General features: G+C 64.6%; 23 protein-coding genes. 7 read left to right on the top strand and 16 right to left on the bottom strand.

The genetic code is table 11. From position 1 onward, the window contains the following. Nucleotides 1-49 precede the first annotated feature (49 nt). Together abc-f and FIV42_RS20380 are read right to left on the bottom strand one after the other, a co-directional pair. Nucleotides 50-1,960: a ribosomal protection-like ABC-F family protein gene (abc-f, locus tag FIV42_RS20375; RefSeq protein ID WP_141199474.1), complete on the bottom strand. Its 1,911-nt coding sequence runs from the start codon at nucleotides 1,958-1,960 to the stop codon at nucleotides 50-52. A gap of 245 nt (nucleotides 1,961-2,205) precedes the next feature. Next, entirely contained in the window at nucleotides 2,206-3,414 is a 1,209-nt protein-coding gene (locus FIV42_RS20380) for an FxLYD domain-containing protein (protein WP_141199475.1), read from the bottom strand. Between the two features lie 187 nt (nucleotides 3,415-3,601). Here FIV42_RS20380 and FIV42_RS20385 point away from each other — a divergent pair, with 187 nt between their 5' ends. From FIV42_RS20385 to FIV42_RS20395, 3 genes are read left to right on the top strand one after another with little or no spacing between them, the layout of a single operon-like run. Next, complete coding sequence (locus FIV42_RS20385) at nucleotides 3,602-4,543, top strand: bifunctional enoyl-CoA hydratase/phosphate acetyltransferase (protein ID WP_141199476.1); 942 nt, start codon at nucleotides 3,602-3,604, stop codon at nucleotides 4,541-4,543. Between the two features lie 58 nt (nucleotides 4,544-4,601). Then, the gene (locus FIV42_RS20390) at nucleotides 4,602-5,018 is read left to right on the top strand and encodes an archease (RefSeq protein ID WP_141199477.1); all 417 of its coding nucleotides are present in this window, start codon (nucleotides 4,602-4,604) and stop codon (nucleotides 5,016-5,018) included. A gap of 7 nt (nucleotides 5,019-5,025) precedes the next feature. Further along, complete coding sequence (locus FIV42_RS20395) at nucleotides 5,026-6,465, top strand: RtcB family protein (protein ID WP_141199478.1); 1,440 nt, start codon at nucleotides 5,026-5,028, stop codon at nucleotides 6,463-6,465. A gap of 3 nt (nucleotides 6,466-6,468) precedes the next feature. Here the strand turns inward: FIV42_RS20395 and FIV42_RS20400 are convergent, their stop codons facing one another. The 9 genes from FIV42_RS20400 to FIV42_RS20440 form a co-directional block, all read right to left on the bottom strand. Continuing rightward, nucleotides 6,469-7,098 carry a COG4315 family predicted lipoprotein gene (locus tag FIV42_RS20400; protein WP_141199479.1) on the bottom strand — a complete coding sequence of 210 codons (630 nt, stop codon included), beginning with the start codon at nucleotides 7,096-7,098 and terminating at the stop codon, nucleotides 6,469-6,471. Between the two features lie 340 nt (nucleotides 7,099-7,438). Next, nucleotides 7,439-8,371, bottom strand: a complete 933-nt coding sequence (locus tag FIV42_RS20405; protein WP_141199480.1) for an MBL fold metallo-hydrolase — start codon at nucleotides 8,369-8,371, stop codon at nucleotides 7,439-7,441. A 416-nt stretch (nucleotides 8,372-8,787) separates the two neighbouring features. Then, a complete protein-coding gene (pqqE, locus tag FIV42_RS20410; RefSeq protein WP_141199481.1) occupies nucleotides 8,788-9,900 on the bottom strand; it encodes a pyrroloquinoline quinone biosynthesis protein PqqE in 1,113 nt (370 codons plus the stop codon). Continuing rightward, nucleotides 9,897-10,184, bottom strand: coding sequence for a pyrroloquinoline quinone biosynthesis peptide chaperone PqqD (gene pqqD / locus FIV42_RS20415; RefSeq protein WP_141199482.1), 288 nt, complete (start codon nucleotides 10,182-10,184; stop codon nucleotides 9,897-9,899). Before pqqD ends, pqqE begins: the two co-directional genes overlap by 4 nt. Then, nucleotides 10,184-10,957 carry a pyrroloquinoline-quinone synthase PqqC gene (gene pqqC / locus FIV42_RS20420; RefSeq protein ID WP_141199483.1) on the bottom strand — a complete coding sequence of 258 codons (774 nt, stop codon included), beginning with the start codon at nucleotides 10,955-10,957 and terminating at the stop codon, nucleotides 10,184-10,186. Before pqqC ends, pqqD begins: the two co-directional genes overlap by 1 nt. Next, entirely contained in the window at nucleotides 10,954-11,913 is a 960-nt protein-coding gene (gene pqqB, locus FIV42_RS20425) for a pyrroloquinoline quinone biosynthesis protein PqqB (RefSeq protein ID WP_141199484.1), read from the bottom strand. Before pqqB ends, pqqC begins: the two co-directional genes overlap by 4 nt. Nucleotides 11,914-11,928: 15 nt before the next feature. Beyond that, nucleotides 11,929-12,024, bottom strand: coding sequence for a pyrroloquinoline quinone precursor peptide PqqA (gene pqqA, locus FIV42_RS20430; protein WP_141199485.1), 96 nt, complete (start codon nucleotides 12,022-12,024; stop codon nucleotides 11,929-11,931). Nucleotides 12,025-12,135: 111 nt separating this feature from the next. Then, entirely contained in the window at nucleotides 12,136-13,422 is a 1,287-nt protein-coding gene (locus FIV42_RS20435) for a hypothetical protein (protein WP_141199486.1), read from the bottom strand. Between the two features lie 232 nt (nucleotides 13,423-13,654). Beyond that, on the bottom strand, nucleotides 13,655-15,076 hold the full coding sequence (locus tag FIV42_RS20440; RefSeq protein WP_222615278.1) for an FAD-binding oxidoreductase: 1,422 nt from the start codon (nucleotides 15,074-15,076) through the stop codon (nucleotides 13,655-13,657). Between the two features lie 575 nt (nucleotides 15,077-15,651). On the opposite strand from FIV42_RS20440, the gene FIV42_RS20445 reads away from it, so the two are divergent. The 4 genes from FIV42_RS20445 (at nucleotide 15,652) to FIV42_RS20460 (ending at nucleotide 20,016) form a co-directional block, all read left to right on the top strand. Beyond that, nucleotides 15,652-16,578 carry a cation diffusion facilitator family transporter gene (locus FIV42_RS20445; protein ID WP_223178629.1) on the top strand — a complete coding sequence of 309 codons (927 nt, stop codon included), beginning with the start codon at nucleotides 15,652-15,654 and terminating at the stop codon, nucleotides 16,576-16,578. A 304-nt stretch (nucleotides 16,579-16,882) separates the two neighbouring features. Next, the gene (locus FIV42_RS20450; RefSeq protein WP_141199488.1) at nucleotides 16,883-17,560 is read left to right on the top strand and encodes an ArsR/SmtB family transcription factor; all 678 of its coding nucleotides are present in this window, start codon (nucleotides 16,883-16,885) and stop codon (nucleotides 17,558-17,560) included. Beyond that, complete coding sequence (locus tag FIV42_RS20455) at nucleotides 17,557-18,807, top strand: MFS transporter (RefSeq protein WP_141199489.1); 1,251 nt, start codon at nucleotides 17,557-17,559, stop codon at nucleotides 18,805-18,807. The genes FIV42_RS20450 and FIV42_RS20455 overlap by 4 nt, the downstream gene beginning before the upstream one ends. Before the next feature lie 159 nt (nucleotides 18,808-18,966). Further along, nucleotides 18,967-20,016, top strand: coding sequence for an NmrA family NAD(P)-binding protein (locus tag FIV42_RS20460; protein WP_141199490.1), 1,050 nt, complete (start codon nucleotides 18,967-18,969; stop codon nucleotides 20,014-20,016). 146 nt (nucleotides 20,017-20,162) lie between these two features. Here the strand turns inward: FIV42_RS20460 and FIV42_RS20465 are convergent, their stop codons facing one another. From FIV42_RS20465 to FIV42_RS20485, 5 genes are all read right to left on the bottom strand, one after another. After that, nucleotides 20,163-20,957, bottom strand: coding sequence for a matrixin family metalloprotease (locus FIV42_RS20465; protein WP_141199491.1), 795 nt, complete (start codon nucleotides 20,955-20,957; stop codon nucleotides 20,163-20,165). A 162-nt stretch (nucleotides 20,958-21,119) separates the two neighbouring features. After that, nucleotides 21,120-21,524 carry a hypothetical protein gene (locus FIV42_RS20470; RefSeq protein ID WP_141199492.1) on the bottom strand — a complete coding sequence of 135 codons (405 nt, stop codon included), beginning with the start codon at nucleotides 21,522-21,524 and terminating at the stop codon, nucleotides 21,120-21,122. 282 nt (nucleotides 21,525-21,806) lie between these two features. Then, nucleotides 21,807-22,025, bottom strand: a complete 219-nt coding sequence (locus FIV42_RS20475) for a cold-shock protein (RefSeq protein WP_141199493.1) — start codon at nucleotides 22,023-22,025, stop codon at nucleotides 21,807-21,809. Nucleotides 22,026-23,419: 1,394 nt separating this feature from the next. Further along, nucleotides 23,420-25,036 (bottom strand): phosphonate ABC transporter, permease protein PhnE, encoded by a 1,617-nt coding sequence (phnE, locus tag FIV42_RS20480; RefSeq protein WP_141199494.1) that lies wholly within the window; start codon nucleotides 25,034-25,036, stop codon nucleotides 23,420-23,422. A gap of 4 nt (nucleotides 25,037-25,040) precedes the next feature. Beyond that, on the bottom strand, nucleotides 25,041-26,057 hold the full coding sequence (locus tag FIV42_RS20485) for a phosphate/phosphite/phosphonate ABC transporter substrate-binding protein (RefSeq protein ID WP_141199495.1): 1,017 nt from the start codon (nucleotides 26,055-26,057) through the stop codon (nucleotides 25,041-25,043). Nucleotides 26,058-26,199: the final 142 nt, after the last annotated feature.

Consider the following 26,199-nt stretch of genomic DNA (forward strand, 5'->3'; position numbering starts at 1 on the left):
TTGACCAAGTGCTTTCGTTCGGTGCGTGGGTATCTCGCCCCCGCACCGATTAAAGTCGCTCGGCGAGCTCCTCCCACAGCTCCATGGCCATCAGCAACTCTTCTTCGAGCTCGTTCTGCTCGTCGGCCAGCTTGTGGACGGCCTCGTAATCGGCGGCCTGCTCGACCATCTCGCCTTCGATCTCGCCCAGCCGCGCTTCGATCTCCTCGATGCGCGCCTCGAGCCCCTCGAGCTCTTTTTTCTCTTTGTAGCTCAGCTTCTTGGGGCCTTCATCGGCCTTCTTGGGCTGGGCGGCGGCGCGCTCGGCCTCGCGCTCGGCGCGGCGTTGGGCGGCTTCGGCGGCCTCTTGCTCCTTTTTGTGGTCGTACCAGGGACTGTACGAGCCGGGGAACCGGTCGATGTGGCCCTGGTCGTCGAAGACGAGAAGGTGGTCGACCGCGCGGTCCAGAAAATGCCGGTCGTGGCTGACGACCACGAGTACACCGCCGAAGCTGTCGAGATAGTCTTCGAGAATATTGAGCGTCTCGACGTCCAGATCGTTGGTCGGCTCGTCGAGGAGCAAAAAGTTCGGCGAGCGCATCAGCACGCCGAGCAAGTAGAGCCGGCGGCGCTCGCCGCCCGACAGGTTCTTGATCGGCTCCCACTGCCGGTTGCGGCTGAACAAAAACTTCTCGAGCATCTGCGTGGCCGTCAAAAAGCCGTCGGCGGTCTCGACCTTGTTGGAGATGCCCACGATGTAGTCGTGGACGCGCTCGTCCTCGTCGAGGTCCATCGCCTCCTGGTCGTAGTAGCCGAAGACGACCGTCTCGCCGACGTCGACTTGGCCGCTGTCGGGCTCGGTCTTGCCGGTGATGATGTCGAGCAGGGTCGACTTGCCCGCCCCGTTCGGCCCGACGATGCCGAGGCGATCGTCGCGGGCGAAGTTGTACGAGAAGTCCTCGACGACGGTGAACGGGCTGCCGTCCTCGCGCGTCCACTCCTTGTGGATATGCTCGAGCACGACCGTCTTTTTGCCCAGACGGCTCTCGACGGTGTCGATCTCGACCTCGCCGCGCTCCTCGGGCAGGTGCGAAGTCTCCAGAAGCTTGTGGGCACGCTCGACGCGCACCTTGCTCTTCGAGGTCCTCGCCTTGGGCCCGCGTCGCAGCCACTCGAGCTCTTGGCGGGCGAGGTTCTTTCGCTTCTCCTCGCGCTTTCGGAGCATCTCGTAGCGCTCGGCGCGCTTTTCGAGGTACGTCGAGTAGTTGCCCTCGTAGCGGTGCAGCGTCTGCTGGTCGAGCTCGATGATGACGCTGCAGACCCTGTCGAGGAAGTAGCGGTCGTGGGTGACCATCAGCAGCCCGCCGGTGCGGTTTTGCAGGTAGCCCTCGAGCCACTCGATGGTGTCGACGTCGAGGTGGTTGGTCGGCTCGTCCAAAATGAGCAAGTCGGAGGGGCGAATCAGCGCGCGGGCGAGGGCGACGCGGCGACGCTGGCCGCCCGACATCGTGCCGATGCGCTTGTCGAGGTCGTCGATGCCCACCTTGGTCAAGATCGCCTTGGCGTCGTTCTCCAAGGTCCACCCGTCGACCCGGTCCATCTTCTCGGCGAGGTTGCTCACCTTCTCGATGAGCGAGGTATCCTCGGGATGCTCGGAGAGCTGGCGCGAGGCCTTTTCGTAGGCGCGCACCACCTCGAACTCGGGCGGCCCGTCGACGAGCACTTGGTCGAGCGCGCTGAGCTCGTCGTCGAGGTCTGGCTGCTGGTGCAAGAACTCCAGGCGCATGTTGTTGGCCGTCGAGATCGTGCCGCCGTCGGGCGGCTGCATGCCCGCCAAGATGCGCAGCAGCGTCGACTTGCCGGTGCCGTTGACCCCGACCACGCCGATCTTGTCACGGTCGGCCACGCTCAGGTTGACGTCCTTGAAGAGAGTGCGCACTCCGTAGGACTTGGAGATATTTTCGGCGGTCAGTAGGACCATGGTGGTGGGGGCTAGGGGTTTAGGGGTTTGGGGGTTTGGGGCTGCGAGTTGTGAGGCGCGGGCGATTCGCAGACCCCAATCCTTAAGTGCCCAAATAGGGAGCGCCGCGAGTCTGCACCACGCTGCGGCTCACCGCAACTTCTGCAAGGCGTACTCTCCTGTCAAATCCCAACGCAAAACAAAAAGGCCCGACGCCCCCAAGGGGCGCCGGGCTCTTCTCGTCGTTCGACAGGCGAGTCGAGAGGTTACTTCTTCTCGAAGAACTCGACCTTGCTCACCGTGACTTCGATCTTGTCGTCCCAGGCGTCGGGGGCGTTGGTGGCGTACTTGGTGAACTTCTTGCTGTGGCCCGGCTTGAAGGCTTTGGCTTCTTTGCCGTAGGCGAACACGGGGGTCGACGAGTCGGAGTGAATCTCCTTGCCGTCCTTGTCGAAGAACTTGATGGCCAGCTCGACGCGGTCGATGACCTGGTCGCCGTCGTTCTTCAGCTCACCGACGATGCGCTTGGAGCCGTACAGGTTTTTGACCTCGACGCCGTTGAGCGCGATCTTTTCGCGGTAGGCGTCCTGGGCCTTCTTCTTTTCGGCCTTGGCTTCCAGCTCGCTGATCTTCTCTTTGGCCTTCTCAGCCTTGATGGGCGGGAACTTCCAGTCCGGATTGATCTCGACGATTTTCTTGTAGTTGGCGATCGCCTTCTCGAACTCGTCTTCGCGCTCGAGCTTGCGGGCCTCGTCGTAGAGGATGGAGACTTCCAGGTTCTTGACGTCTTCCTGGGCCTCTTCGAGGTTGCGTTCACCCAGCTTCTTCTTGGCTTCCTCGAGCTTGGCCTTCGCCTCTTTGATCTTGCCCTTGATGGACAGGTCGCGGCCGGCGTCGACGATCTCTTTGACCTCTTCTTGGGTCTTCAGGTCGACGAAGACCAGCCACTTGTCGCCCTCTTTGCGAAGTTCGAACTTCTGGTCGACCGTCTCGGTGCCGAATTCCTCTTCTTCGAGCACGGAGGCGACGGCGTCCTGGATGGCTTTGTTCTGCTCTTCTTTGCTGGCGTCCTTCTTCTCTTTGGCGACCTCGAACATCTTGCCGATGACCGCTTTTTGCAGCTCTTTCTCGTTCGGCTGGGTGATCTTGGCGCTCACGTTCATCGTGTCGCCGTCGACCTTGGCCTCGGCAATCTCAACCTTGAACTGGTCACCGAGCTTGTTCTGAGCGAGCTCGGCCAGCTTGTCGGTGTCGATCTTGGAGTCTTTCTTCTCCTCGAGTTGCTTGTCGATGACCTCACGGTCGGCCTTGACGAGGTACTGCTTGACCGCGCCTTTACCGCCGAGCATGTCGGCCACGACATAGCCTTCGATGGTCGCCTTGGCCTTGTCTTGATCGCTCTGGCAACCGGTAGTCCACACCAGGCTGGTCACAAACAGCACGACGAGTGCAGCAAAAAGCTTGCGCGTCTTCATAGAATCTCCTTCTACGGTCGAATTTTTAGAAGTGCGATCCTGAATAGACGAAGTTGGGTGTGACTGTAAAGCAACATTTGAGGGGCATCTGGCCGGGGGTTTTACGCCGAGCGACGGTCGCGTTATCGTGCGCGCACACCAAATTAGATCTGTGGGACCTCAACGATAATCTGGCTGCGAGGAGACAATGATTAAGGATTTCGAACAGTTGCGTAAGAGTCTGAAGACCCCGTCGAACCAACGGCTGGCCGTGGCGGCGGCTACCGGCGTGAGCACATTGAAGGCGGTGTGTGCCGCCCGCGACAAGGGGATCGCCGATGCGATCTTGGTCGGCGACGAGCGCAAAATGCGCCAGAGCGCCGAAGAGGCCGAGCTCGACCTGGAGGGGTTCGAGATTCGTGACGTCGCCGACCCGGCCGCGGCGGCCCATGAAGCCGTCTCGGCGGTCAGCTCCGGCGAGGCTAGTGTGTATATGAAGGGCTATATCCACACGAGCGCCTTCTTGCGCGCGGCGCTCGACCGCGAGGTGGGCCTGCGCTCGGGCCATCTGTTGAGCCACGTCTTCATCCTCGACGCCAAGCGGCTGGGGCGCCTGCTCTTCGTGACCGACGGCGCGCTCAACATCGAGCCGGACCTGGCCGCCAAGGCCCAGATCGTGTCCAACGCGGTCTCCCTGGCCCACCACTTCGGCCTCGACGAGCCCAAGGTCGCCGTGCTCTCGGCGGTCGCCGCCGTCAAGCCGACCATCCCCACGACCATCGACGCGGCCAGCCTGTCGAAGATGGCCGACCGCGACCAGATCGAAGGCTGCATCGTCGACGGCCCCTTCGCCCTCGATAACGCCCTCAACCCCGAGGCTGCTGCCTATAAGGGCATCGTCAGCCCCGTGGCCGGCAAAGCCGACATCGTCTTGGTGCCCAACGTCGAGACGGGCAATATCCTGGCCAAGAGCTTCCCGCATATCGCCGGGGGCGCCATGGCCGGCCTGGTCGTCGGCGCTACTCACCCGATTGTGCTACCCAGCCGCGCCGACTCCCTCGAGAGCAAGCTGATGGGCATCGTCGCCGCGGTCTACCAGGCCCAGCAGATGACCGGCGACCGCCTCGAAGTACAGACGGTGCATTTCTAGAGCGTGAAACGTCGCCCCTCGAACCTACGTTTGAACTGGTTCGAGCCCGGGCGGCGTTATGCGAAAAGAGCAGCCAAATCATCAGTTTGTCGACCACACCGGCGAGGTCGAGCTGCATCTCGAGGCGGCCGACCTCGCCGGGCTCTTCGAAGAGGCGGCGCGTGCCCTCGCCGAGCTGATGCTGGGCGAGGCGGCGGGCGCCCTCGGTGAAGCCGCGCGCGTCGAACTCGCCGCCGAAGCGCCCGCCGAGCTTCTGTTCGACTGGATCAACGAATTGGTCTTCTTGTCGGAGACCCGAAAGCTCGTCTTCACCGACGTGTCGGTCGACGATATCAGCGACCAGCACCTCGTCGCCCAGATCTGCGGCGTCGAACCCAGCAGCATCCGCACCGCCGTCAAGGCGGCGACCTTCCACCATCTCAGCGTCGAAAGAGTCCAGGGGGGCGTGCGTGCGACCGTCGTCCTGGACGTGTGAGGCACCCATGGACCTTTCCAAACTCGAACGCGTCGAGGAGTTCATCTACGAGATTCCGGCCGACTACCGCGACGACATGAACGTGCCGGCCCGGATCGTCGCCGACCGCAGCCTCCTCGAGCAGATCAAAGACGACCTGAGCCTCGAGCAGCTCATCAACGTCACTACGCTGCCGGGGATCGCCTTCTGGGCTTTGGGGATGCCCGATATCCACCAGGGCTACGGGTTTCCGGTGGGCGGAGTCGCGGCCACGAAGCTGCCCGACGGGGTTATCTCGCCGGGGGGCATCGGCTTCGACATCAACTGCGGGGTGCGCCTGTTGCGCACGGGCATCGTCCACAGGGACGTGCGCGACAAGATCGAACCCTTGGTCCACGAGCTGAGCCGGTCGGTGCCCAGCGGCTACGGTCGCAGCGGCCGGCTGACGCTGGCGAACGCGCAGATGGTGGAGGGCGTGCTTGAGGGCGGGGTGCCGTATCTGGTCGAGCGTATCGGAGTGGGAGAGCCCGACGACGTCGAGTTTATCGAGTCGGGCGGGCGCATCGACGGCGCGAATATCGCGTTTGTCTCCGAAAAGGCGAAGCAGCGCGGCAGAGACCAGCTCGGCACCCTCGGCGGGGGCAATCACTTCTTGGAGGTCCAGGTGATCGACGAACTCTTCGACGAGGCGGCCGCCGAGGCGATGGGGCTCGTGCCCGGTGAGTTGACCGTGCTCATCCACACCGGATCGCGCGGGCTGGGTCATCAAGTCTGTACGGATTATCTGCGCGAGTTCGGCCGGGTGATGGCCGAGCACGACATCGAGCTTCCTGATCGTCAGCTCGCCTGCGCGCCGATGTCCTCGGAGGCCGGCAAACGCTACTTCGGGGCGATGTGCGCGGCGGCGAACTTCGCGTTTTGCAACCGCCAGGTGCTTACCCACCGGGTGCGCCAGGTCATCGCGCGCGAGCTCGGCGAGGCGGTCGACGCCAAGGTCGAGGTCGTCTACGACGTCGCCCACAATATCGCCAAGGTCGAGGAGTTCGACGGCGACGAGTACTGCGTGCACCGCAAGGGAGCCACGCGAGCCTTCGGCCCGTCGATGCCCGATGTGCCCACAGCCTATCGTGACATCGGCCAGCCGGTGTTCATCCCCGGCAGCATGGGCACGAGCTCGTTTGTGTTGGTGGGCACCGACGAGGCGGCGGCCGCGTCGCTCAACAGCACCTGCCACGGGGCAGGGCGCCAGATGAGCCGTACGGCCGCCAAAAAGAGGATCGGCGGCAAGGAGCTTCGCAAAGAGCTCGCCAGCCGCGGCATCGTGGTGCGCTGTCCGTCGAACGCCGAGCTCGCCGAGGAGGCGCCGCTCGCCTATAAGGACGTCGACCGGGTCGTCGACGTCGTCTCGCAGGCGGGCATCGCCAACAAAGTCGCCAGGTTGCGACCGGTGGGCGTGCTCAAAGGATAACGTTTACCGGACGGCTTGCTCGTCCTCCTCGGCTTCGATCTTCTCACCGTCGGGCGACATCAGGTACCACTCGGCGCCGAAGCCCTCTTTGTCCTGGCCCATCGTGTCGCCGGCGTTGGTATCCTTGACGAACGTGTAGAGCGGCCAGCCGTTGTAGGCGACCTGCATGGTGCCATCGGGGCGCTCGATGGTGCCGAGCATGGCGTCGTCGAGCTCTTCGCTGGCGGTGAGCATTTCGGCGCTCTCGACGGTCACCGGCGGCCACGCCTCGGCGCAGGCCGCGTCGCAGGCGCTCTTCTCGCCCTTGGTGTCCGCTTCGAACATGTACAGGCTCATGCCCTCGGCGTTGACCAAGTACTCGCCGAAGGGCTCTTTTTCGGCCACCTCGATCATGGCCATCTCTTCTTCGGCCTCGGCCATCTCTTCCTGGGCTTCGGCCATTTCCTCCTCGGCTTCGGCCATTTCCTCCTCGGCTTCGGCCATCTCTTCTTCGCCTTCGGCCATCTCCTCTTCGGCGCGGGCCTCTTCGGTGGTCGTCTTGGTTCGGTCAGTGTCACGCTCGGCTTGGTCGTCGCACGCCGTGAGTCCCAGCGAGACGAGGGCGGCGCATAACAGGGCTAGCAGGTTCTTCATGGTTCCTCCGTCGTGGAAGACATGTCAGACTGCGTGTGCTTCGTTTCCCTACATGCAGGCACATCTGTGGAATGTAGCCTCCGGGCGAGTTGAGGCGAATAATCCTGAGGCGAATAATCGAGGCGTTGTCTTTGCTGGTGCGCGGCGCTTGCTATTAGGGGCGAGGGCTGAAATGCGCCCTCGCGGAACAACAATTTGAGGGTCGTTTCAATGCGGCTTATGTGGTGATTGAAACGACTCAATGCGGCTTATGTGGTGATTGAAATGACCCTCAAATTGTAGTTTGCGCCGCAGTACAGGCGCCCAAAATAGATGGCGCCTCAACCCCGCAAGGCCATCGCTAGCCTCGCCTGTCGAGGGCGAGCTTGGAGAGTCCGAGCAGTGCAGCCAGGCCGAGCCCGCCGGCGAGTTTGGCGGCGGTGCTCGAGCGTTTCTCGGGCACGAAACGCACGCCGTTTTCGTCGGCCAGCGCCGGCAGCCTGATGTAGCGACCTTGCTTGGGGACGGCGTCGCGGGCGAAGTGACGCTCGAGCGCGTCGAGCTGGCTGCGAAGCTTCTCGCCGCGCATGGGTACCCCGTGGCCGGTGGCGGCGACTTCGGGACGAAGCTCGGTCAACCTGCGCACTGACTTCCACGCCTCGACCCAGTCGCTGGTGAAGTAGGCCGGAGGCCGATGAACCTTCTTGTGCTGGGTGAGCACGGCCAGCGCTGACTCCTGCTTGACAGTCACGAACGCATCGCCGGCAATCAGCACCCGGTCGCGGTCGCGAAACAACGAGATGTGTCCGTGGGTATGTCCGGGCGTGGGCACCCAGCGCCAGTCGCTTACGCCTGGCACCCGGTGATTAGTCGGCAAGGCGTGCGCGCGCTGGCCGAGATCGATGGGCTCGTTCGGGTAGAGGGGCGCGAGCCGTGCCATCAGACCTCCTCCCACGCTCGGATCGGGCGGCGGGTAGGCCGCCTGGCCGGTGATATAGGGCATCTCGAGCTTGTGCGCATAGACCGGCACGTCCCAATACTCGGCGAGTCTCTCGACCGAGCCGATGTGGTCGAAGTGCCCGTGAGTCAAGATGATCGCCCGCGGCCGGCTACTGGGGCCAAACCGCCGCGCCGCGGCTAGCTTGATGCGCTTAGCCGCGTCGGCAAGCCCGGCGTCGACGAGCACCCACTTTCCGGACGGAGCGCCCTTGGTGCCAACCAAGTAGGTGTTGACGATGTGGTCGGGTACACGCACGACATCGGGCGCGACCTCATGAGTTTTTCGGCTGCCCATAACTCTCCCTCCAATAAATCGGGAACTTGGTGGTCTGACGGGTCGAACATAACCACGTTCAGGGTAGGTGACGTCACTGGGAGCCCTTCGCCTGCCGATCATCCTGATGACTCATCCGGTAGATCATGGCGTTGGCGGTCGTGACAGCCCTGCAAGGCCATCACCTCGAAGAGTACGTCTTGCAGGGCGCACACGCCTGCTATTGACGTAGATACTATTGAAGGGCGGACGATTCGCGGCGTTTGCGCGAGGCGGTGCGTGTAGGCAATAGCCACGTGGCTTATCAGCAAATCGACCGCCTCGCGCAAACGTGTCGAATCGTCCGCCCTTCAATGCTAATTCCACCTCAATAGCGGTCGTGACAGCCCTGCAAGGCCATCCCCCAACCCACGCACCGAAAGACGAGGGCAAGATGCTCACGTGTCCGAAGAGTTTGTAAAGGAGCGATACCGCAGCATTTGGTTCGGCTGGTGCGCTGCCCGCCGTGCGAGCCGCGCGAGGTCTTGGTGGTGGTCCGACAGCTCGCAAACCGGATCGGGGTTGGCGGCATCGCCAGTGAGCGCGAATGCCTGGCAGCGACATCCTCCCCAGTCGATCTCGCGGCGATCGCAGCTTCGGCATGGCTCGGGCATCCACCCGGTGCCGCGAAATCGCTCGAAGGCCTGGGAGTGGCGCCAGATCTCGCCGAGCGGGCGATCTTCGACGTTGTCGAATTCGAGGCCCTCGATCGATTGCGCGGCGTGGCAGGGCAGGGCGAGTCCCGACGGGCTGACGACCAGCAGGCGCCGCCCCCAGCCGCCCATGCACGCCTTCGGGCGTCGGGCATGGTAGTCGGGGGTAACATAGTCGATCTGCATCTGACCGGCGTAGTCGTCGCGGGCCTCGTCGACCAGCCGGGTCGCCTCGCGCACCTGCTCGGCTGTGGGCATCAGCGCCGCCCGGTTTTCGAGCGCCCAGCCGTAGTATTGGGTGTGGGCGACCTCGAGCCGGGAGGCGTCGAGCTCGGCGGCCATCTCGATGATTTGGGCGAGCTCGTGCAGGTTTTGACGGTGGACGACGGCATTGATCGTCAGCGGCAGGTCGAATTGTCGCACCCAGCGCGCCACCTCGAGTTTCTTCGCGTGCGCTCCGTCGAGGCCTGCAACCCGGTCGGCGCAGCCGGCGCTGGCCGCCTGCACGCTCAACTGCACGTGGTCGAGCCCGGCGTTCACCAAGGCTTGCAGTCGGTCGCGGTCTAGCAGCACGCCAGAGGTGATCAGGTTCGTGTAGAGGTCGACCCCGCGCGCGGCTTCTACCAGCGCCTCGAGGTCTGGGCGCACCGTCGGCTCGCCGCCGCTCAGATGGACCTGGAGGACGCCCAGCTCGGCCGCCTGAGCGAAGACGCGCTCCCAACTCGCCGTCGAAATCTCGGCCGACTTGCGCTCCAGCGCGACCGGATTCGAACAGTAGACGCATCGCTGCGGGCAGCGGTGGCTCAGCTCGGCCACGAGCCCGATCGGTGGTTCGAGAGGAGGGTGGGCGTCGCTCATACGGTGACGATTCCCTTGTCGACGAGATCCTCGAGCATGATGCGCACGTCGCGGGCGATCTCTGCGCGCGACGCGTCATACTCGCCGGTGAGTTGGTCGATGAGCTCGGCGAAGCTCGTCTGGCCGTCGACTCTGCGTAGGATGTCGCGGCCGACGGCGTCGGGCACATACAGCCGCTCGGGCCCCATGATCACCCAACGGTCGCGCGACTTGTCCTCGCGCCAGCGCACATGCTCGGCGAGGGCGGGTTTGGCGTCGTCGGCGATGGTCGTGGGTCGGGTCATTATCGGTACCTTCGTGGCCGGTCGGTGGACTCGTCTTGCGGTGCGAATGCCCCCGGCGGGATATGCCCGGGGTCGACGTAGGCGTGGTACAGCGCGTCGAGCTGGGCCCACAGCACGTCACACTTGAAGCGCAATGCGTCGAGCACGCTCTCCTGTTGCTCGACGGTCTCGGCACGCTCGAGCACCCACTCGAGCGCGAAATCGACGTCGCGCGGCGCCTCGGTCAACCGGCGGTCGAAGTAGGCCATTGCCTCGTTGGAGACGAAATCGTAGTGGGCGAGCATGCCGCGCATGCGGTCGGCGATGATATCGGGGGCGAACAACTCGGTCAGTGACGAGGCGACCGCCTCGAGCAGCGACTTCTCGCGCACGAAGTGGACGTAGGCGTCGACCGCAAAGCGAGTCGCCGGCAGAAGCCCGTCGAGTGACTCGACCTTGCGGCGCTCGAGGCCGACGGCGGCGCACAGGTTGAGCCAGCGCGCGATGCCTCCGTGGCCCGGCTCGTCGCCGTCGTGGTCGGCCAGGCGCTGACGCCAAACGCGGCGCAACTCGGCGGAGTCGGCGCGCGAGATGAGCGCGGCGTCCTTCTTGGGGATCGAGCGCTGGTAGTAGAAGCGATTGAGCGCCCATGCTTGAACCTGGCCGCGCCCGAGTTGGCCGTTGTGCAGCAGCTCGTGGAACGGGTGCCGGTCGTGATAACGCCGACGACCGATGGCGCGTAGCTCCTCTTCGAGTTCAGAACGATTCAGCGCCGCGCTTGTCTTGGCCCTCATAGGGTCAGCTCCATGCCGTCGTAGGCGACCTCCCAGCCGGCACGCTCGACGGCTCGACGCTCGGGCGTATTTGGCAGGAGGACCGGATTCGAGTTGTTGAGATGCACAAAGATGCGTCGGGTGATGTCGAGCCCGTCGAAGGCCTGAAGGCTGCCGCCGTCGCCGCTCATGCTCACGTGCCCCATGCGTCGGCCGGTCTTATGGCCGAGCCCCTGGGCGATGAGCTCGTCGTCTCGCCACAACGTGCCGTCGAACATGACGGCCGCCGCTCCGTCGAGGCGCGCGGCGAGTCGGTCGGTGAAAGCGGCGCACCCGGGGATGTAGTAGAGCGATGATTGCGAGCCGCGCGCTGTGATGCGTAGACCGACGTTGCGGTCGTCTTCGGCGTCGAGCTGCGGGGTTTGGGCGCTCTCCTCTTGGTACAGCGCGACCTTGCCGGGCACCGAAAAGACGTCGAATTCGACACCCAGCGACTCACCATCGGCGTCGGCGGGCTCGAAGGGCGTGTCGAGCTCGAGCGCGCGTCGGCTGACCAGTTCTGCGTCGAGCGCCCCGAAGATCGCCGAGGCGTCGAGCGCCTCGAGGGTGGCCGGCGCACCGTAAATAGCGAAACGATGACCCTCGCGAAGATTCAGCAACCCGGCGACCTGGTCGACCTCCGCGCCGGTCAAAACAGCGGCCGCGATGGGGCTGTGCCGCCCGTCTTCGGCCGGCCAGAGCTGTCGGTTGTCGAGCAACTGCCGGCGCAGGTCCGGCGAAGCGTTGACGAGCACCCATCGCTCGCCGTCGGCGCTCACCGCGATCGACGACTGAGTACGCGTCGAGGTGCCCTCGGCGCCGCGTCGCACGCACCGACACACCCGACAGCGGCAGTTCCACTGCGGTGAACCTCCGCCTGCGGCCGAGCCGAGCACCAACACGCGGAGCGCAGGGGCGGGCTTTGCATCGCTCTGCATGAGTCTTCCGGCCTACTAGTCGCGCTCATCGGGCAATTCGGCGCTCATGTAGGCGGTGACCTCCATGCTGACGACGATTTCGACTACCTTCGGTGTGCGCCACGTCTTCATCGATATCCTCCCCGCTGGTTTGGGATGATAGGAAGTGATTGGAAGCTATGTGCAATGGAGTGCGGGTCAAGATTCGATGGAGGATGGCGCGACGCACCTGCAAGGCCGTCTCTATTCGCCTCGATGCCATCGCTCCATATGATGGCGGTGTGTCTCGAGATACGCCCCCGGCCCATAGAACTCGTCGTAGAAGTCGCGGTCGAGGTGCTGGGCCTGCAGGTACATCAGCGTGAAGATCGACGGCACCGTCGCCGGGAATTTGCCGAAGGTGTCGTAGATATACTGCGCCTGCAGGGCCACGCAGTCGATGAACTCCTCGGAGTGGACCTGGGCGGCTCCGCGCACTTCGTGCGAGTCCTTCCACGGCCCGGGCGTCTCCGGGTTGAAGGGGCCGCCGGCGCCGAATTTGCGCTCGTAGACCGAGCGCGTGGCCGCGTGCATGTCCTCGAAATGCGGCGGGCAGTGGCCCTCCATGACACCATCGAGGCCGGTGACGTTGGGCGTCGTCCAGCGCTCGTCCTCGTCGAAGCGAAAACCCAGCCCGGGCACGTCGGCTTCGCCGCTGGCGCCGAGCACCGAGAACGGGTCCATCCCGTTGTACATCCAGCCGCCCAGCCCCATCGCCTGCAGCATCAACGCGCCTGCGTAGCAGCTCGTGCCCACCTCGACCGACATCTCGCCCAGGCTCAACTGGTCGAGGAAGGTCACCGGCCACACCGCGCCCTCTTCGTACAGGTGGCTATACGCCTCGATGCCGGGCACCGGGCGGTCGTGGACGTCGTCGTAGACGACCTGACCGTTTTGCAGCATGTAGCACAGCCCCAGGAGGGTGTGTTGGGCGAGGTCGCCCACCGGGATGACGAGGAGGGTGCCCTCTTGGTTGGCGACCCACGTGTTGTGCGCCTCCACGAAGGGCACCTCGGCCGGAAGCCCGAGCCGGCCGTCTTGGAGCTTGGTGACCTGGCCGCGCAGCGCGTCGAGCACCGCGTCGAGGTCGAGGTGGCCGTCGGCGTCGGGCTCTGCCGAGGCCGGCGCGTCGCGGTTGTCGAGCACATAGACGCCGTCGTCGTCGGTGAAAAACGTCATGCTCGTGTGGAAGCCCGCCGCCGACGGAAACGTGCGCCCGCCGGCCGCGCCTGCGTAGTTCGACAGGTGCGGTGCGTAGCGCTCGGCGCGGTAGATCAGGTTGTTCCAGCCGGTGTTGCCGGCGCAGGCGCCCACGACCAGCAACTTCTCGAACTCCGACAGTGGCTCGGGATCGTGCTTCGATTTGTAGGCGAAGACGCCGTCGGGGAGCTCGGCCCCCATGAAGAACCGGCGTGAGCGCCGGCCCACGAGCGCTTCGACGAGGCCGAATTGGAGCATGCTTTCGAATCCCTGCGGGATTTCTTCGGTCATGGTTGCCTCCTTGGTCGTCTTGTTGTTTAGGAGTTACGACGGAGTAGGCCCTGCAGGTGAGCGACGCCCGCTATTTGGGGCGAGGGCTGAAATGCGCCCTCGCGGAACGGCAATTTGAGGGTCGTTTCAATGCGGCTTATGTGGTGATTGAAACGACCCCCAAATCGTAGTTTGCGCCGCAGCACAGGCGCCCCAAATAGATGGCGCCGCAGCCCTGCAGGGCCGTCGCATCTCAAGCCCGCGCCTTCGCCGGCCGGATATTGTGGTTGATCCGAAACAGGTTGTCCGGATCGTACTCGGTCTTGATGGCCACCAGACGGTCGTAGTTGTCGCCGAAGGCCGCTCGGATCATCTTGTCGTCCTCGTCGCCGAACAAAAAGTTGGTGTAGCCGGTGCCCACCGAGTACGGCTCGAGGGCCTCGAAGTATTCACGCACCCACTGCTTGATGGGCTCGAGGCCCTCGGCGGTCTCGGCGATGCCGACGATATTGGCCGCGTACTGCACGTCGCGGTAGTTGAACGCAGTCTCCTTGGGGCCGACCCGGTGCACGGCACCGTTGAGCGGATACATGTGCATCGTGGTGTGAATATTGGCCACGCGCGGGCCGAACTCCTTGTGCACTTCGATCGCCTCCGCAGGCAGGTCGCGCAAAAAGACCGACTTCCAGTAGTGGTGCAGGCCGTGGGGCATCAGCCCGTCGAACATGCTCTGGAGCTCGGTGTAGGCAATGGGGCCGACCATGCTGAACGTCGGCGGAATGCGCGAGGTCAGCGGCTCCATGACCTCTTTGGCCTCGGCCTCCGAGCCGTTGTAGCACCAGACGATCGCGCACATCGTCTCCAGATGATGATCCTTCGGGAAAGGGGGCATCGGGGGGACGATGTGGAAGCTGATAAACGCGCTGACCTGCGTGGGGGCGCGGCGGATGAACTGGTCGTAGGCGGCAAAGAGCTCTTCGGTGTGGTCGAGCGACCAAAACATCGGCCCGCCGATGATCGACTTGGCCGGGTGCGCCGCGAACTCGAAGGAGGTGACCACGCCATAATTGCCTCCGCCCCCTTTGATCGCCCACAGAAGGTCGGGATGGTGGTCCTTGTCGACGTAGCGAAGCTTGCCGTCGGCAGTGACGATGTCGGCCGAGCAGAGGCTGTCGCAGGTCAATCCGTACTGGCGAGACAAGTGGCCGAAGCCGCCGCCCAGGGTCAGTCCGCCCACGCCGGTCGTCGAGATAATCCCTGCGGGCACGGCCAGCCCGAACGCGCAGGTCGCGTGGTCGAGCTCGCCGATGGTGCAGCCCCCCTCGACACGCACGCGCCGCTTTTTGGGCTCGACGCGGATTCCGCGCAGGTTCGACAGGTCGATGAGCACCTCGTCGTCGACCGTGCCCAGCCCGCCCACGTTGTGGCCACCCCCGCGAATCGCCGCGGCCCTGCCAGTCTCACGGGCAAAGTCGACAGCGGCGATGACGTCGGCGACGTCGCGGCATCGCGCGATGAGGGCAGGATGGCGGTCGATATTGGCGTTGTAGACACGCCGCATCTGCTCGAAGACTGGATCTCCGGGCTCGAGCACCTCACCGCGAAACTTGTGGCGCAATGCGTCGGCTCTCGGCGTGAACTCACCCTCCATCGGTTGTCGTTGCTGCGTGCTCATCTGTGCCTCCCCTGACAGTCCCAAGATTCGGTGGCGTGTCTCCCTGCACCCACTCCGACGAAAGTGCGCACGTTAAAATGTGGTCAAATGATGAGCTGGGTTAACTTAACTGGATTCACGGAAGCCTTTCGCGATGTTTGTTCGGTGCGGGGGCATCTTGCCCTCGTCTGCGAGAGCTGGAAGCACTCGCACCGAAAGATGAAAGTCCTCCGTTTTTGCACTTAAGTAACTGCACGGAGATTGTGCGGGAAAGCTCGGCGAGCAATCGGCGGCAAGCACAAGGAGACAGCCCGCAGGCGATGCCAGCGGCATCGTCGAGGGATGGCGACGCAGTGATTGGCGTCGAGAGCCGCCGAGATGACCGACAGAATCTTCGTGTAGTTACTTAGGCCTTGCGGAGTTGAGCTCCTGCTACATAAGCAATTAAGGACATGAGGGTTGCGAGTTGGGACCACATGGCGATACGCAGCCCTATGTCCTCACACGTGGCGATACGCAGCCCCTATGTCCTTAATTGCCTATGTAGAGGGCGTTTTTGCATCCTGTAGGCCTTGCAATGGGAGTTGAATATGGGAATGGGTCACACGCACGAGCACGGGCATAGTCACGGTCACAGTCACCATCCCGAGCGCGGCAACCGCGAGCGCAACCGGAAACGGTTGGCTTGGACCCTCGCGCTGGTGATGATCTACATGGTCGCCGAGGTGATCGGCGGTATCCTGACCAACTCGCTGGCGCTTCTGGCCGACGCGGGTCATATGCTCTCGGACGCTGCGTCGCTCGCGCTGGCGCTCTTTGCCATGTGGATCGCCCGACGCCCGCCCACCGCCGAGCGCACATACGGCTACTACCGCGCCGAGATCTTGGCCGCGCTCTTCAACGGGGCGACGCTCGTGGCCATCTCCATCTACATCTTCTACGAAGCCTACCAGCGCTTTGCCGAGCCGCCTGAAGTGCTCGGGCCGTGGATGATGGCCGTCGCCGGCGGCGGTCTGGTCATCAACTTGGCCGGGCTGTGGCTTCTGCATGCCGGCAAGTCCGAGAACCTGAACATGCGCGGCGCCTGGCTGCACGTGCTCGGCGACACGCTCGGCAGCGTGGGCGCCATCGGCGCCGGCGCGCTCATCTGGGCGTTCGGCTGGACCTGGGCCGACCCGCTCGCCTCGGTCATCATCGGCCTTCTCATTCTGTTCTCGGCTTGGAACCTGCTCAACGAGTCGGTGGCCGTGCTCATGGAGGGCGCCCCCGGCCATATCGACGTCGACGAGGTGCGCGACGCCATGCGGAAGGTCGACGGGGTGCTCGCCGTGCACGACCTGCACATTTGGACCATCTCCAGCGGGCTGATCTCGCTGTCGGCCCACGTCGACGTAGGCACCCTCGACGGCTATTCGGAACTGCTGGGTGAGCTGCGCGAGCTTCTAAGCCAAGAGTTCGGCATCGGGCACACGACGATTCAGATCGAGCCGGCCGAATACGAGCACGAGGCGTTGGAGTATTGAGGCTCGCGATTTGTAGGCGTAGCTTTCTGGCGCCCCCCATCCGCCTCGCGCAAAACCGCGCGCTCGGCACCTTCCCCCCGGGGAAGGGCTGCCTTAGCGCGTCTGAACCACTTAGCTTTCTGGCGCCCCCCAAGAAGCTACGCCTAGCTTTCCGCAACAGCATCCCTTCCCCGGGGGGAAGGTGTCTGGCGCGAAGTACAGCGCCAGACGGATGGGGGGCCACAACAACCCAAACTTGACGAAATACAACGTGAGGGTTATCTATTTAACTACATAGTTAAATGGCTAACGGAGGCCCCGCACCATGCCCACAACCGCCCGAAACTTCAAAAACACCGTCTACGGCCACCTCGCCCGCGTCGGCAAAGCCCTCTCCACAGGCAGTCGCCTCGAACTCTTGGACCTGCTCGCCCAGGCCCCCAAGACGGTCGCCGAGCTCGCCGAAGGGGCAAGCCTGAGCGTGCCGAACACCTCGCAGCACCTCAGAACGCTACGCGAGGTCGGCCTGGTGACGAGCGAGCGCGACGGCAATCACGTCATCTACCGGCTCGCCGGTCCCGACGTCGCCGACTTCGTCAGCTCGATGCAGCAGCTCGCCACGCGTCGGCTCGCCGACCTCGAGGCGGCCGAGCGCAGCTTTTTTGCCGACTCCGGCGAGGAAGTCAGCGCCGATAAGCTGCGCGAGTGGATGCGCGGCGGGGCGGTGGAGTTGGTCGACGTGCGGCCGCGCGAGGAGTTCGACGCCGGGCATATCGACGGGGCGGTGTCGGTGCCCATCGACGAGCTCGAGGGCCGCGTCGAGGAGCTGCCGCGCGACCGAAATATCGTCGTGTACTGTCGCGGGCCGTACTGCACGTACGCCGCGCGCGGGGTCGAGCTTCTTCAACAAAAAGGCTTCGAGGCTCTGCGACTGCGCGAGGGGTATCCGGACTGGCGCGCTCGCGGCTACGCTAATGAGGACCAAGGCAAGGAACACCGATGAGCAGTAAGTCGAAGACATCGAAGATCCAGCTGGGCATTCGCGAAAACCTCGCCCAGTTCAGCCTGCTCGTGCTGGTCAACGCCTTCGTCGGCGCGATGGTCGGCATGGAGCGGAGCATCCTGCCGCCGATGGCCGAAGAGGAGTTCGGCCTGGCGGTGCGCACCGCCATCCTGTCGTTCATCGCGGTCTTCGGCCTGGTCAAGGCGGCCACCAACTACTTCGCAGGCCGCTTGGGTGACGCCTTCGGGCGAAAGTCGGTGCTCATCGGCGGCTGGCTTGTGGCCGTGCCCGTGCCGTTCTTGCTCATGTGGGCGCCCACCTGGGGCTGGGTCATCTTCGCCAACGTGCTGCTCGGGGCGAGCCAGGGGCTTACCTGGTCGACCACCGTGATCATGAAGATCGACCTGGCCGGCCCCAACAAGCGCGGGTTGGCGATGGGCCTCAACGAGTTCGCCGGCTACTTCGCCGTGGCCGGCGCGGCGTTGGCCACCGGCTGGGTCGCCTCCGAGTGGGGCCTCCGTCCCGAGCCGTTCTACCTGGGTGTCGGCTTCGTGGCGCTGGGCCTCTTGTTGTCGGTCACGCTCGTGCGCGAGACCAAAGCCCACGCCGACTACGAAGCCGCCCACCACGCCGATCACCTGGCCGACCGCGAGTCGCTCAGTCAATCGGAGGTCTTCAAGCGCACCTCGTTCACCGACCCCGACCTCTCCTCGACCAGCCAGGCCGGTCTGGTCAACAACCTCAACGACGGCATGGCCTGGGGGCTCTTTCCGCTCTATTTCGCCGCCGCCGGCATGAATATCGAGCAGATCGGCTGGCTGGCCGCGATCTACCCGGCGGTGTGGGGTATCGGCCAGCTCTTCACGGGCGCGTGGTCCGACACGGTGGGCCGAAAATGGCTCATCGTCGCCGGCATGTTCATCCAGGCCGGCGGCATCGCGGTGACCGCGCTCTCCGGCGAGTTCTGGGGCTTCGCGGCCGGCGCGGTGTTGCTCGGCGCGGGCACCGCGCTCGTCTACCCCACGCTGTTGGCCGCCATCGGCGACGTCGCCCACCCCTCCTGGCGCGCCTCGTCGGTGGGCATCTACCGTCTCTGGCGCGACTCCGGCTACGCCGTCGGCGCACTCTTGGCCGGCGCGGTCGCCGATACGCTCGGCTTCGAGTGGGCGCTGTGGCTCATTGCGGGGTTGACGGCGGTTTCGGGCTTCGTGGTCGTGTTTCGGATGCGTGAGACGCTTCGCTCGTGACGCTTCGTTCGTAACGCCTCGCTCTCCGCAAACACCTTCATTCATGAATACCAGCCATACACTCCACACCGATGTCATGCGCCAACGTTTTGGTTAGCTTTCTTCTCGTGACGAACACAGGGCAATGGAGCCCGTTCGAATGACACGAGGAGAGACCCAATGAGCAACGAGACAAAGACGGCGATGGTGATTGGTGCGACGGGAAGCTTTGGCGGCGCGGTGACCCGCGAACTGCTCGACCGCGGCTGGATGGTGCGGGCGTTGGTGCGCGATGTCGACGCCGCGCAGGCCAAGACCGAGTTCGGCGCCGACGTAAGCCTCGAGTACGTGCAGGGCGACGCACTCGTCAAAGAGGACGTGGCGCGTGCGGCCAAAGGCGCGGACCTGTTGGTCGACTCCTTTAACGTCTCCTACGACAAATGGGACCCGCTGGTGATCGAGTCGGCCGAGATCGTCGCCCAGGTCGCCGCCGAGGAGGAGCTGTTGGTGCTCTTTCCGGGCAACGTCTACGGGCTCGGCCCCGACTTCAGCGAGCCGCTCGACGAGGGCGCGCCCAAGGAGGCGCCGTCGAAGAAGGGCGCGCTCAGAAACCGCATCGAGGGCATCTTCGAGAGGGCTGCGGGAGGAGGCGAAGGGCAGGGCGCGCGCTTCGTCGTCCTGCGCTGCGGCGACTTCTTCGGGCCTGACATGCCCGAGGGGAGTTCGTGGTTCTCGATCCTCGTCGACAAGGCCCTCGACGGCGGCGCCATCGTCTACCCGGGCGACCGCGAGGTCGTCCACCAGTGGGCTTACCTCCCCGATGCGGCCACCGCCGGCGTCGATTTGGTCGAGCGCGCGCTCGACACCGGTGCGTTCGCCCCCTATGAGGTCTTCCACTTCGGCGGCCACGCCGTCACCGGCGACGAGATGGTCGGCGCGATTCGCCGCGCGCTGGGAGATTCGCAGCGCAAGGTCAAAGGGTTTATGTGGTGGGCGATCACCATCGCCAGCCCCTTCGTGCCCTTTCTGCGCGAGCTCAAGGAGATGCGCTATCTGTGGGACGAGCCGCTCGTGCTCGACGACGCCAAGCTGCGCCAGACCCTCGACCGCGTCCCGCATACCCAACTCGACGTGGCGGTCCATCGCACGCTCTCCGGACTCGCCAGCGAAAAGCAGATCGGCGGCGCGCAGCTCGACGAAGCCGATTTGCCCGGCCTGTCGGGCCGCTGATGCGGCGCGTTCGGTGCGTGGGCATCCCTGCTCTCGTACCGAAAGACGGTTCGGAGCATGGGCATCTTGCCCTCGGCATCAATTCGGTGCGTGGGCATCTTGCCCTCGTAAGCGAGAGCTGGAAGCACTCGCACCGAAAGTTCTCCCTAGAAGCGTCGGCGTCGCCACCCCGCGGCGAGCAAGAGCCCGCCGGCGCCAATGAGCCAGGCGAGGCCGGTGGGCGCTGGCGCCGGGGTGGTCGCGCAGCAGCCGCCGTTGTCGTCGTCGTCGCAGTTGACGCATCGGACATCTTCCGGGGGCTCGTCACACGCCGAGGCTCCGATTTCGCTGGCCGGGTAGATGTGGCAGATGCCGTCGATGTCGTCCTGATGCAGCGTGCGCTTTTCGGTCTCGCCGATATCGGCGCTGCGGTACATCGTCGCCTCTTCGACGGGCGTGTGGTCGAGGCCGATAAAGTGGCCGATCTCGTGGACCAGCGTGTTGCGCAGGTCGACGGCGTTCGCCTCGACCGGGTCGACCACCGAGATCGTGTAGATCTCGGCGTTGATCTCGATGTCGGCGTCGGCAATCTCGCCCGTGTTGGGGTTGTAGCTGACGCTCGTGAGCGCGAACGTCGAGTTGCTGGCCACCTGGTTCCAGTTCTCCTCGCGCCAGACCACCAGGTTCAGGTTCTGGGCGCCCGGGCCCTGGTTGAACCTGGCCTCGGTCACGTCGGTGCGGCCGCCGAAATTCATCTGCATGCGGCTGCAGCCGACCTGGTTCCATTCCTCGAAGGAGAGTTTGACCGCGTCGAGCAAGTCGTCACTCAGCCCCGCGGGCGTGTCGGCGTTGGAGGTGCCGATCTCGTTGACGTAGTAGGGCTGGCAGGCGTACGGCCACACCACCGGCTTGGGCGTCTCGCCGGTGCGACAGGCGTACGGTCCCGTTTCGTAGCAGGTCATCGTCTGTTCGAACGCAGAGACAGCCTGCGGGAGTACACAGAGTCCCGTCAGCACGAGCGTCGCTGCAAGTCGCCGAAAGCGTTTGATGATTGGCTCCTTTTTTAGCCAGCAAAACTTTGGCCAGCAGAACTTTGGCCAGTTAAACGAACGAGGGCGGCAGCGCTAGCCGCAGCAACCCGTCCGTCCGCATTTGGCAGCGACCTCGGGTTGAAAATGTTCTTCGAGGAATTCTTGGGTGAAATGCTCCGAGGCGATCTCGGGCTCGACCTCGAGGACCTGGCGGATCCAGTACTGGATGATATCGGCGTCGCTGCGCTCGGCCGCCTCCATGACGAGGCGAGTGGCCTCCTCACGGGCGTAGCTCTGCCACAACTCGCCGATGGCCTGGTCCCACTGGGTGGCCTGCTCGCTGTAGGGCGTGGTCTCGATCGCCGCGACCAACGCGCCCAACTCGCCGGTCTTGCGCGCATGCGCCGTACCGGCCGCCACCCCAGAGGTGCGCATCGCGCTCTTGGCGAGCAGCGCGAGCACCACGACAGTCAGAATAATCCCCATCCACGTCAACATGGAACACTCCGTGCTTCGGACAACATCCCCCAGCACTAGTACCACAAACGGCGACCAGTGCAAAAACTGTAGCTACACCGCAATTGTAAATTCGTGGGGTGGGTGCGTCTAGGTGTGCTTGGCGCCTGGCGGCGTGGTCTTGGCGCCTGCGGTGTGGTCTTGGGGCTTGTGGGGTAGTGGGGGGCACAAAAAAACGGAGGCCTTGCGACCTCCGCGTAAGTCCCCTGCGGAGCGTGAGCTCTGCAGGGGGATAGGTTCAGATTTTAGCCCGTGTGGCGACGCCTAGCGTCGTTGCACGTTGATCGCCTTGGGACCTTTCGGCCCCGGCTCGACCTCGAACTCGACGCGGGCGTCCTCTTCAATTGTCTTGAAGCCTCGGCCGGCGTCTTTGAGTTCACTGTAGTGGAGAAAGACATCTTCGCCACCGTCCTCACGCTCAATGAAGCCGTAACCTTTGTCTTCATTGAACCATTTCACTTTGCCGCTGATTCTCTCTGCCATAGTTGTGCTCTTTTCTCTGGTGCAGGTCCAAAGCCCACGCAAAGGCCCGGACTGTTCTCTCTCGGGACGGCGCGATCATTCGCCCGCCTCTTGTTGGACGCACCGGTGCTACCGATTCCGATGTCGCCTGCGTTGTTACCAAACTGTAAACAGCATCGGCGGAGAGGAAAGGCGCTGCGCGCCGGTCGACGAAGACCAACCCGTCGAGGCGGTCGACGCTCGAGCCTCTCGCAAGGGGGCCGCCCGTGGCGGCCTCCTCGCTCTCCAGCTCCCCCGCAACGCCTTCCGACCCCTCGGAGAAGCCCTCCAGCTCCCCCGCAACGCCTTCCGACTCCTCCGATCTCGTCGCTACCCTCTGCAAACCCCTCACCCGTCCCGACGGGTAGGGCCGTGCGCTCTCGACGAGGCTCGACCGTCCGACGGGTAGAGGGTCTGAGACAATGTAAAGGGGCTACCCGTCGAGTCGGGGATGATGAGTGCATATTGTGATGAGCACTTCCGACATGTCGGAGGTCATCAGTGCAGTATGTGATGAGGCTACACGTCGTTTCGTCGCCCTCAGCTTGATTGGAGGCGCCGATGGGGCCGCGGGGGCGGGGACGGATGCGGTCACGGTGTCCGGCACCCGGGACCGCGACCGTCTCACCATCCCGCACATCTTGGTTGGTGCGCCGCATTGACGGTTGGGGCGCGGTCGTCTCGACCGCCGGGGTCCGTCTCGGGCCCCGCACGTGTTCGAGCAAGGCGTGCGCCTTGCAAAAGACACGCAAGCAGGGGCGGTGACGCCCCAGGGCGGGCGAGGACGCCGCGCGGCCCGGCTGGGGCGGTGACGCCCCAGGGCGGGCGAGGACGCCGCGCGCCCCGACCCGTTTGTGCGCCTCTGCCACGGTCACGGTGTCCGGCACCGGTCACGGTCACGGTCACGGGGTAAATCGACCGTGGTAGCTGCCCTGTGTGGGCCTCGATGTGAGAAACGCCTGCTACATAAGCAATTAAGGACATAGGGGCTGCGAGTCGCGAGGTGGTTCCAATTCGCAGGTCGGCAACCTGGAACCTCTAGCAACACGCAGCCCCTATGTCCTTAACGCCCGCAGTTCAGGGCGCCCTATGTAGCAGGCGTCGCTCGCTTGCAAGGCCACCAAACTCGAATGTGCCCCTGCCTCCTCGATGACTCGGATCGAGTGGGCTTCGCACGGGGGGCAGGCGGCGGAGGCCGCCGGGGGGATCGCCGCGAGTCGGCAATGCCTACAGATCGAAACCTCCCAGCAGTCGTCCATGTACGGCGGGCCAGAGGCACCGCCGGCGGTCGAGACGACCGCGCCCCGGCCAAGCCCCGCGCTACGACGCACGCGCCCAAAGCGCGCCACGACTGCGGTGTAGCCGCGCCAAGGCGCCTACGCCGCCTGTCCGAGGCGGCGGCGCAGCACCGAGCTGAGGGCGTCGATGGCGGTGACGACCACGAGCAGGGCGAGCAGGGCGGTGGTCGCTTTGGCGTAGTTGAAGTTGTTGATGTAGGTGTACAGGTAAAACCCGATGCCGCCGGCGCCGACCACGCCCAGGATACTCGCCGAGCGCACGTTGTACTCGAACATGTAGAGGGTGTAGCCGAGCAGAAGCGGGATGACCTGCGGCAGCACGCCGAAGCGGAAGCGGTGGATGCGCCCGGCGCCTACGGTCTTCAGGGCGCGCAAGGGCTTGATGTCGATGGACTCGATGCCCTCGTAGTAGAACTTACCGAGGTAGCCCGAGGCGTAAAACGTCAGTGCGAGGATGCCGGGGAAGGGGCCGAGGCCGACGATGGCCACGAAGAACAAGCCCCAGATGATGCTCGGCACGGTGCGCAAGAGGTTGAGGACCAGGCGAGCGCCGGTGCGAAGCCAGCCCGGTGAGATGTTGCGGGCGGCCATGACCGCGATGGGGAGCGACAGGACCGCGGCCAGGCTCGTGCCCAAAAGGGCCATCTGGATCGTCTCGATGAGCGAGGCGAGCACGGGCTCTGTGACCCCGTCGGAGAAGTCGGGCGGGAAGAGGCGGCCCAAAAAATCGGCGGCGTTGTCGAGGTTGCCGAAGAGCTTCGAGGCGCTGAACTCCACGCCGATGGCCGCCCAGATAAACGCGGCGATGAGCCCGGCGCCGACCAGGGCGTAGAAGCCCTTGCGGTTCATGCCGGGGGAGAGGGGCTCGTCGGGCTCTTCTTTGCCGGCCTCTTGTCCTGCAACCTGACCGGCCAAGGCGCCGTCGGTCTCGGCGTCGTCGGGCGACGTCTCGACCGTGTCGCCGAGCTCTTCGAATTGACGGCACACCGCGTCGGGGTCGCCGTCGGCGACGAGGCGGCCGTCGCGCAGGTAGACGACGCGGTCGGCCCACATGCGGGCCAGGTCGAGGTCGTGGGCGACCATGACCACCGTTCCTTCGCCGTCGCGAAGCTCTTGGAGGGAGTCGACCGCGCGGGTCGCCCAGTGCACGTCGAGGTTCGAGATGGGCTCGTCGAGCAGGGCGACCGAGGGGTTTTGCAGCAGCAGGCGCGCCAGGGCGACGCGCTGGCGCTCGCCGCCGCTCAGCCGCGAGACGGGCACGTCGATGCGCTCGCCTAGGCCCAGGTGGCGAAGGTATTCTTCGGCCTTGGCGTCGTGCTCGGGGCGAAAACCAACGGCGGCCGGCCCGTAGTCGAACAGCCGGCCGCACAGCACGTTTCGCCGCGCGCTCAGCTGCGGGACGAGCCCGTGGCTTTGGAAGACGAGTCCCACGTCGCGGTAGTGCTCGCGGGGGATGGCTCCGTTGGGCCCGAGCCGGCGGCCGGCGACCTCGACGTGGCCCTCGCTGGGCTCGACGAGCCCGCTGAGCACCCTGATAAACGTCGACTTGCCGCTGCCGCTCGGCCCGATGACCGCCACCTTTTCGCCCTGGCGGATCTCGAGGGAGATCCCGTCTAAGGCGCGAACTTTGCGACCCTGGTCGAGGTACTCGACGCGAAGGTCTGCGACGGAGATGGCGGTCTGCGGGTGAGACATAGACTTACTTGCTCTGGTCAGCTTTCTTGTCCTGGTCGGCCTTCTTGTCTTCGGCGGCCTTCTGGTCGTCCTTGTCGCCGACCAATTCGAGCGCCTTCGACAGGGCTCCGACGTGCTCGTCGTGCGTACGCGCGACGAGCTTCTCGGCGCCGTAAACGCTCTTGAGAAGTTCCTTATTCTCCGGCTTGTTGAGCGTCAACAGAGCGTTTTTGATCTTCTCGGTCATCTCGTCGGAGAGCTCACCGCGAACGGCGATGCCGTGGGTGGGCACCGGCCCCTGCTTGGTGAGCACCTCGATCTTGGCGCGCTCCTCGTCGTTGAGGTAGCGGTCGTAGGCGTAGTCGGAGGCAGCGGCCGCGGCGACCTTGCCGTTGACCAGCGCCTTGAGGGCCTGCTCGTAGCCGCCGGCGTACAGAACTTCACCGAAGAACTTCTTGGGATCGCCCTGCTTTTCGACCAGTCCCTCCTCGATGACCTTGGCCAGCGGGAAGAGATACCCGGAGGTCGACGTCGGCGAGGTGAACGCGATGTCCTTGCCCTTCAGGTCGGCCAGCGAGTCGACGTCGCCGTCTTTGCTCACGTACCACTGCGAGTAGTAAAACGGCTTGCCGTCGCGCTCCTCGACCACGACCAGCTCGGCGCCCGCCTCCTTGTGGGCGACTAGGTAAGGCCAGCCGCTGAAGTAGGCCACGTCGGCGTTGCCGGCGCGAAGCGCCTCGACGACGCCCGCGTAGTTGGTCGGCATAAAGACCTTGGCCTCCACGCCAATCTCCTTGGACAGGTGCTCGGCGAGCTTCTCGGCGTCGGGCGTGAGCGCCTCGGGGTTGGCCTGCGGCTGGAAGGCGAAGACGAGCTCTTCGACCTCGGCCTCCTCCTTCTCGTCGGTCGTCTCCTCCGACTTGGCCTCCTCGGTCTTCTCGGCCGCCTCGCCGCCGGCGTCTTCTTGCTTCTCACAGCCGGCCAGCGCGACTAGGGCGCCGACAAGCAGCAATACGATGATGTTCTTTGCTCGATTCGACATAGCTCACTCCGATTAGGTTATTGCGTCCTGTGGGGACGGAAAGGTCGAAATGCGGCGCAATACATTGCATTTTTGAAAATGGTTTTCAATATCCGTTTATTCTCGGCTGCGTGATTGGGCTGGGAGCGCCAATAGGAGGCAG

This window comes from Persicimonas caeni (genome assembly GCF_006517175.1).
GTDB classification, from domain to species: domain Bacteria; phylum Myxococcota_A; class Bradymonadia; order Bradymonadales; family Bradymonadaceae; genus Persicimonas; species Persicimonas caeni.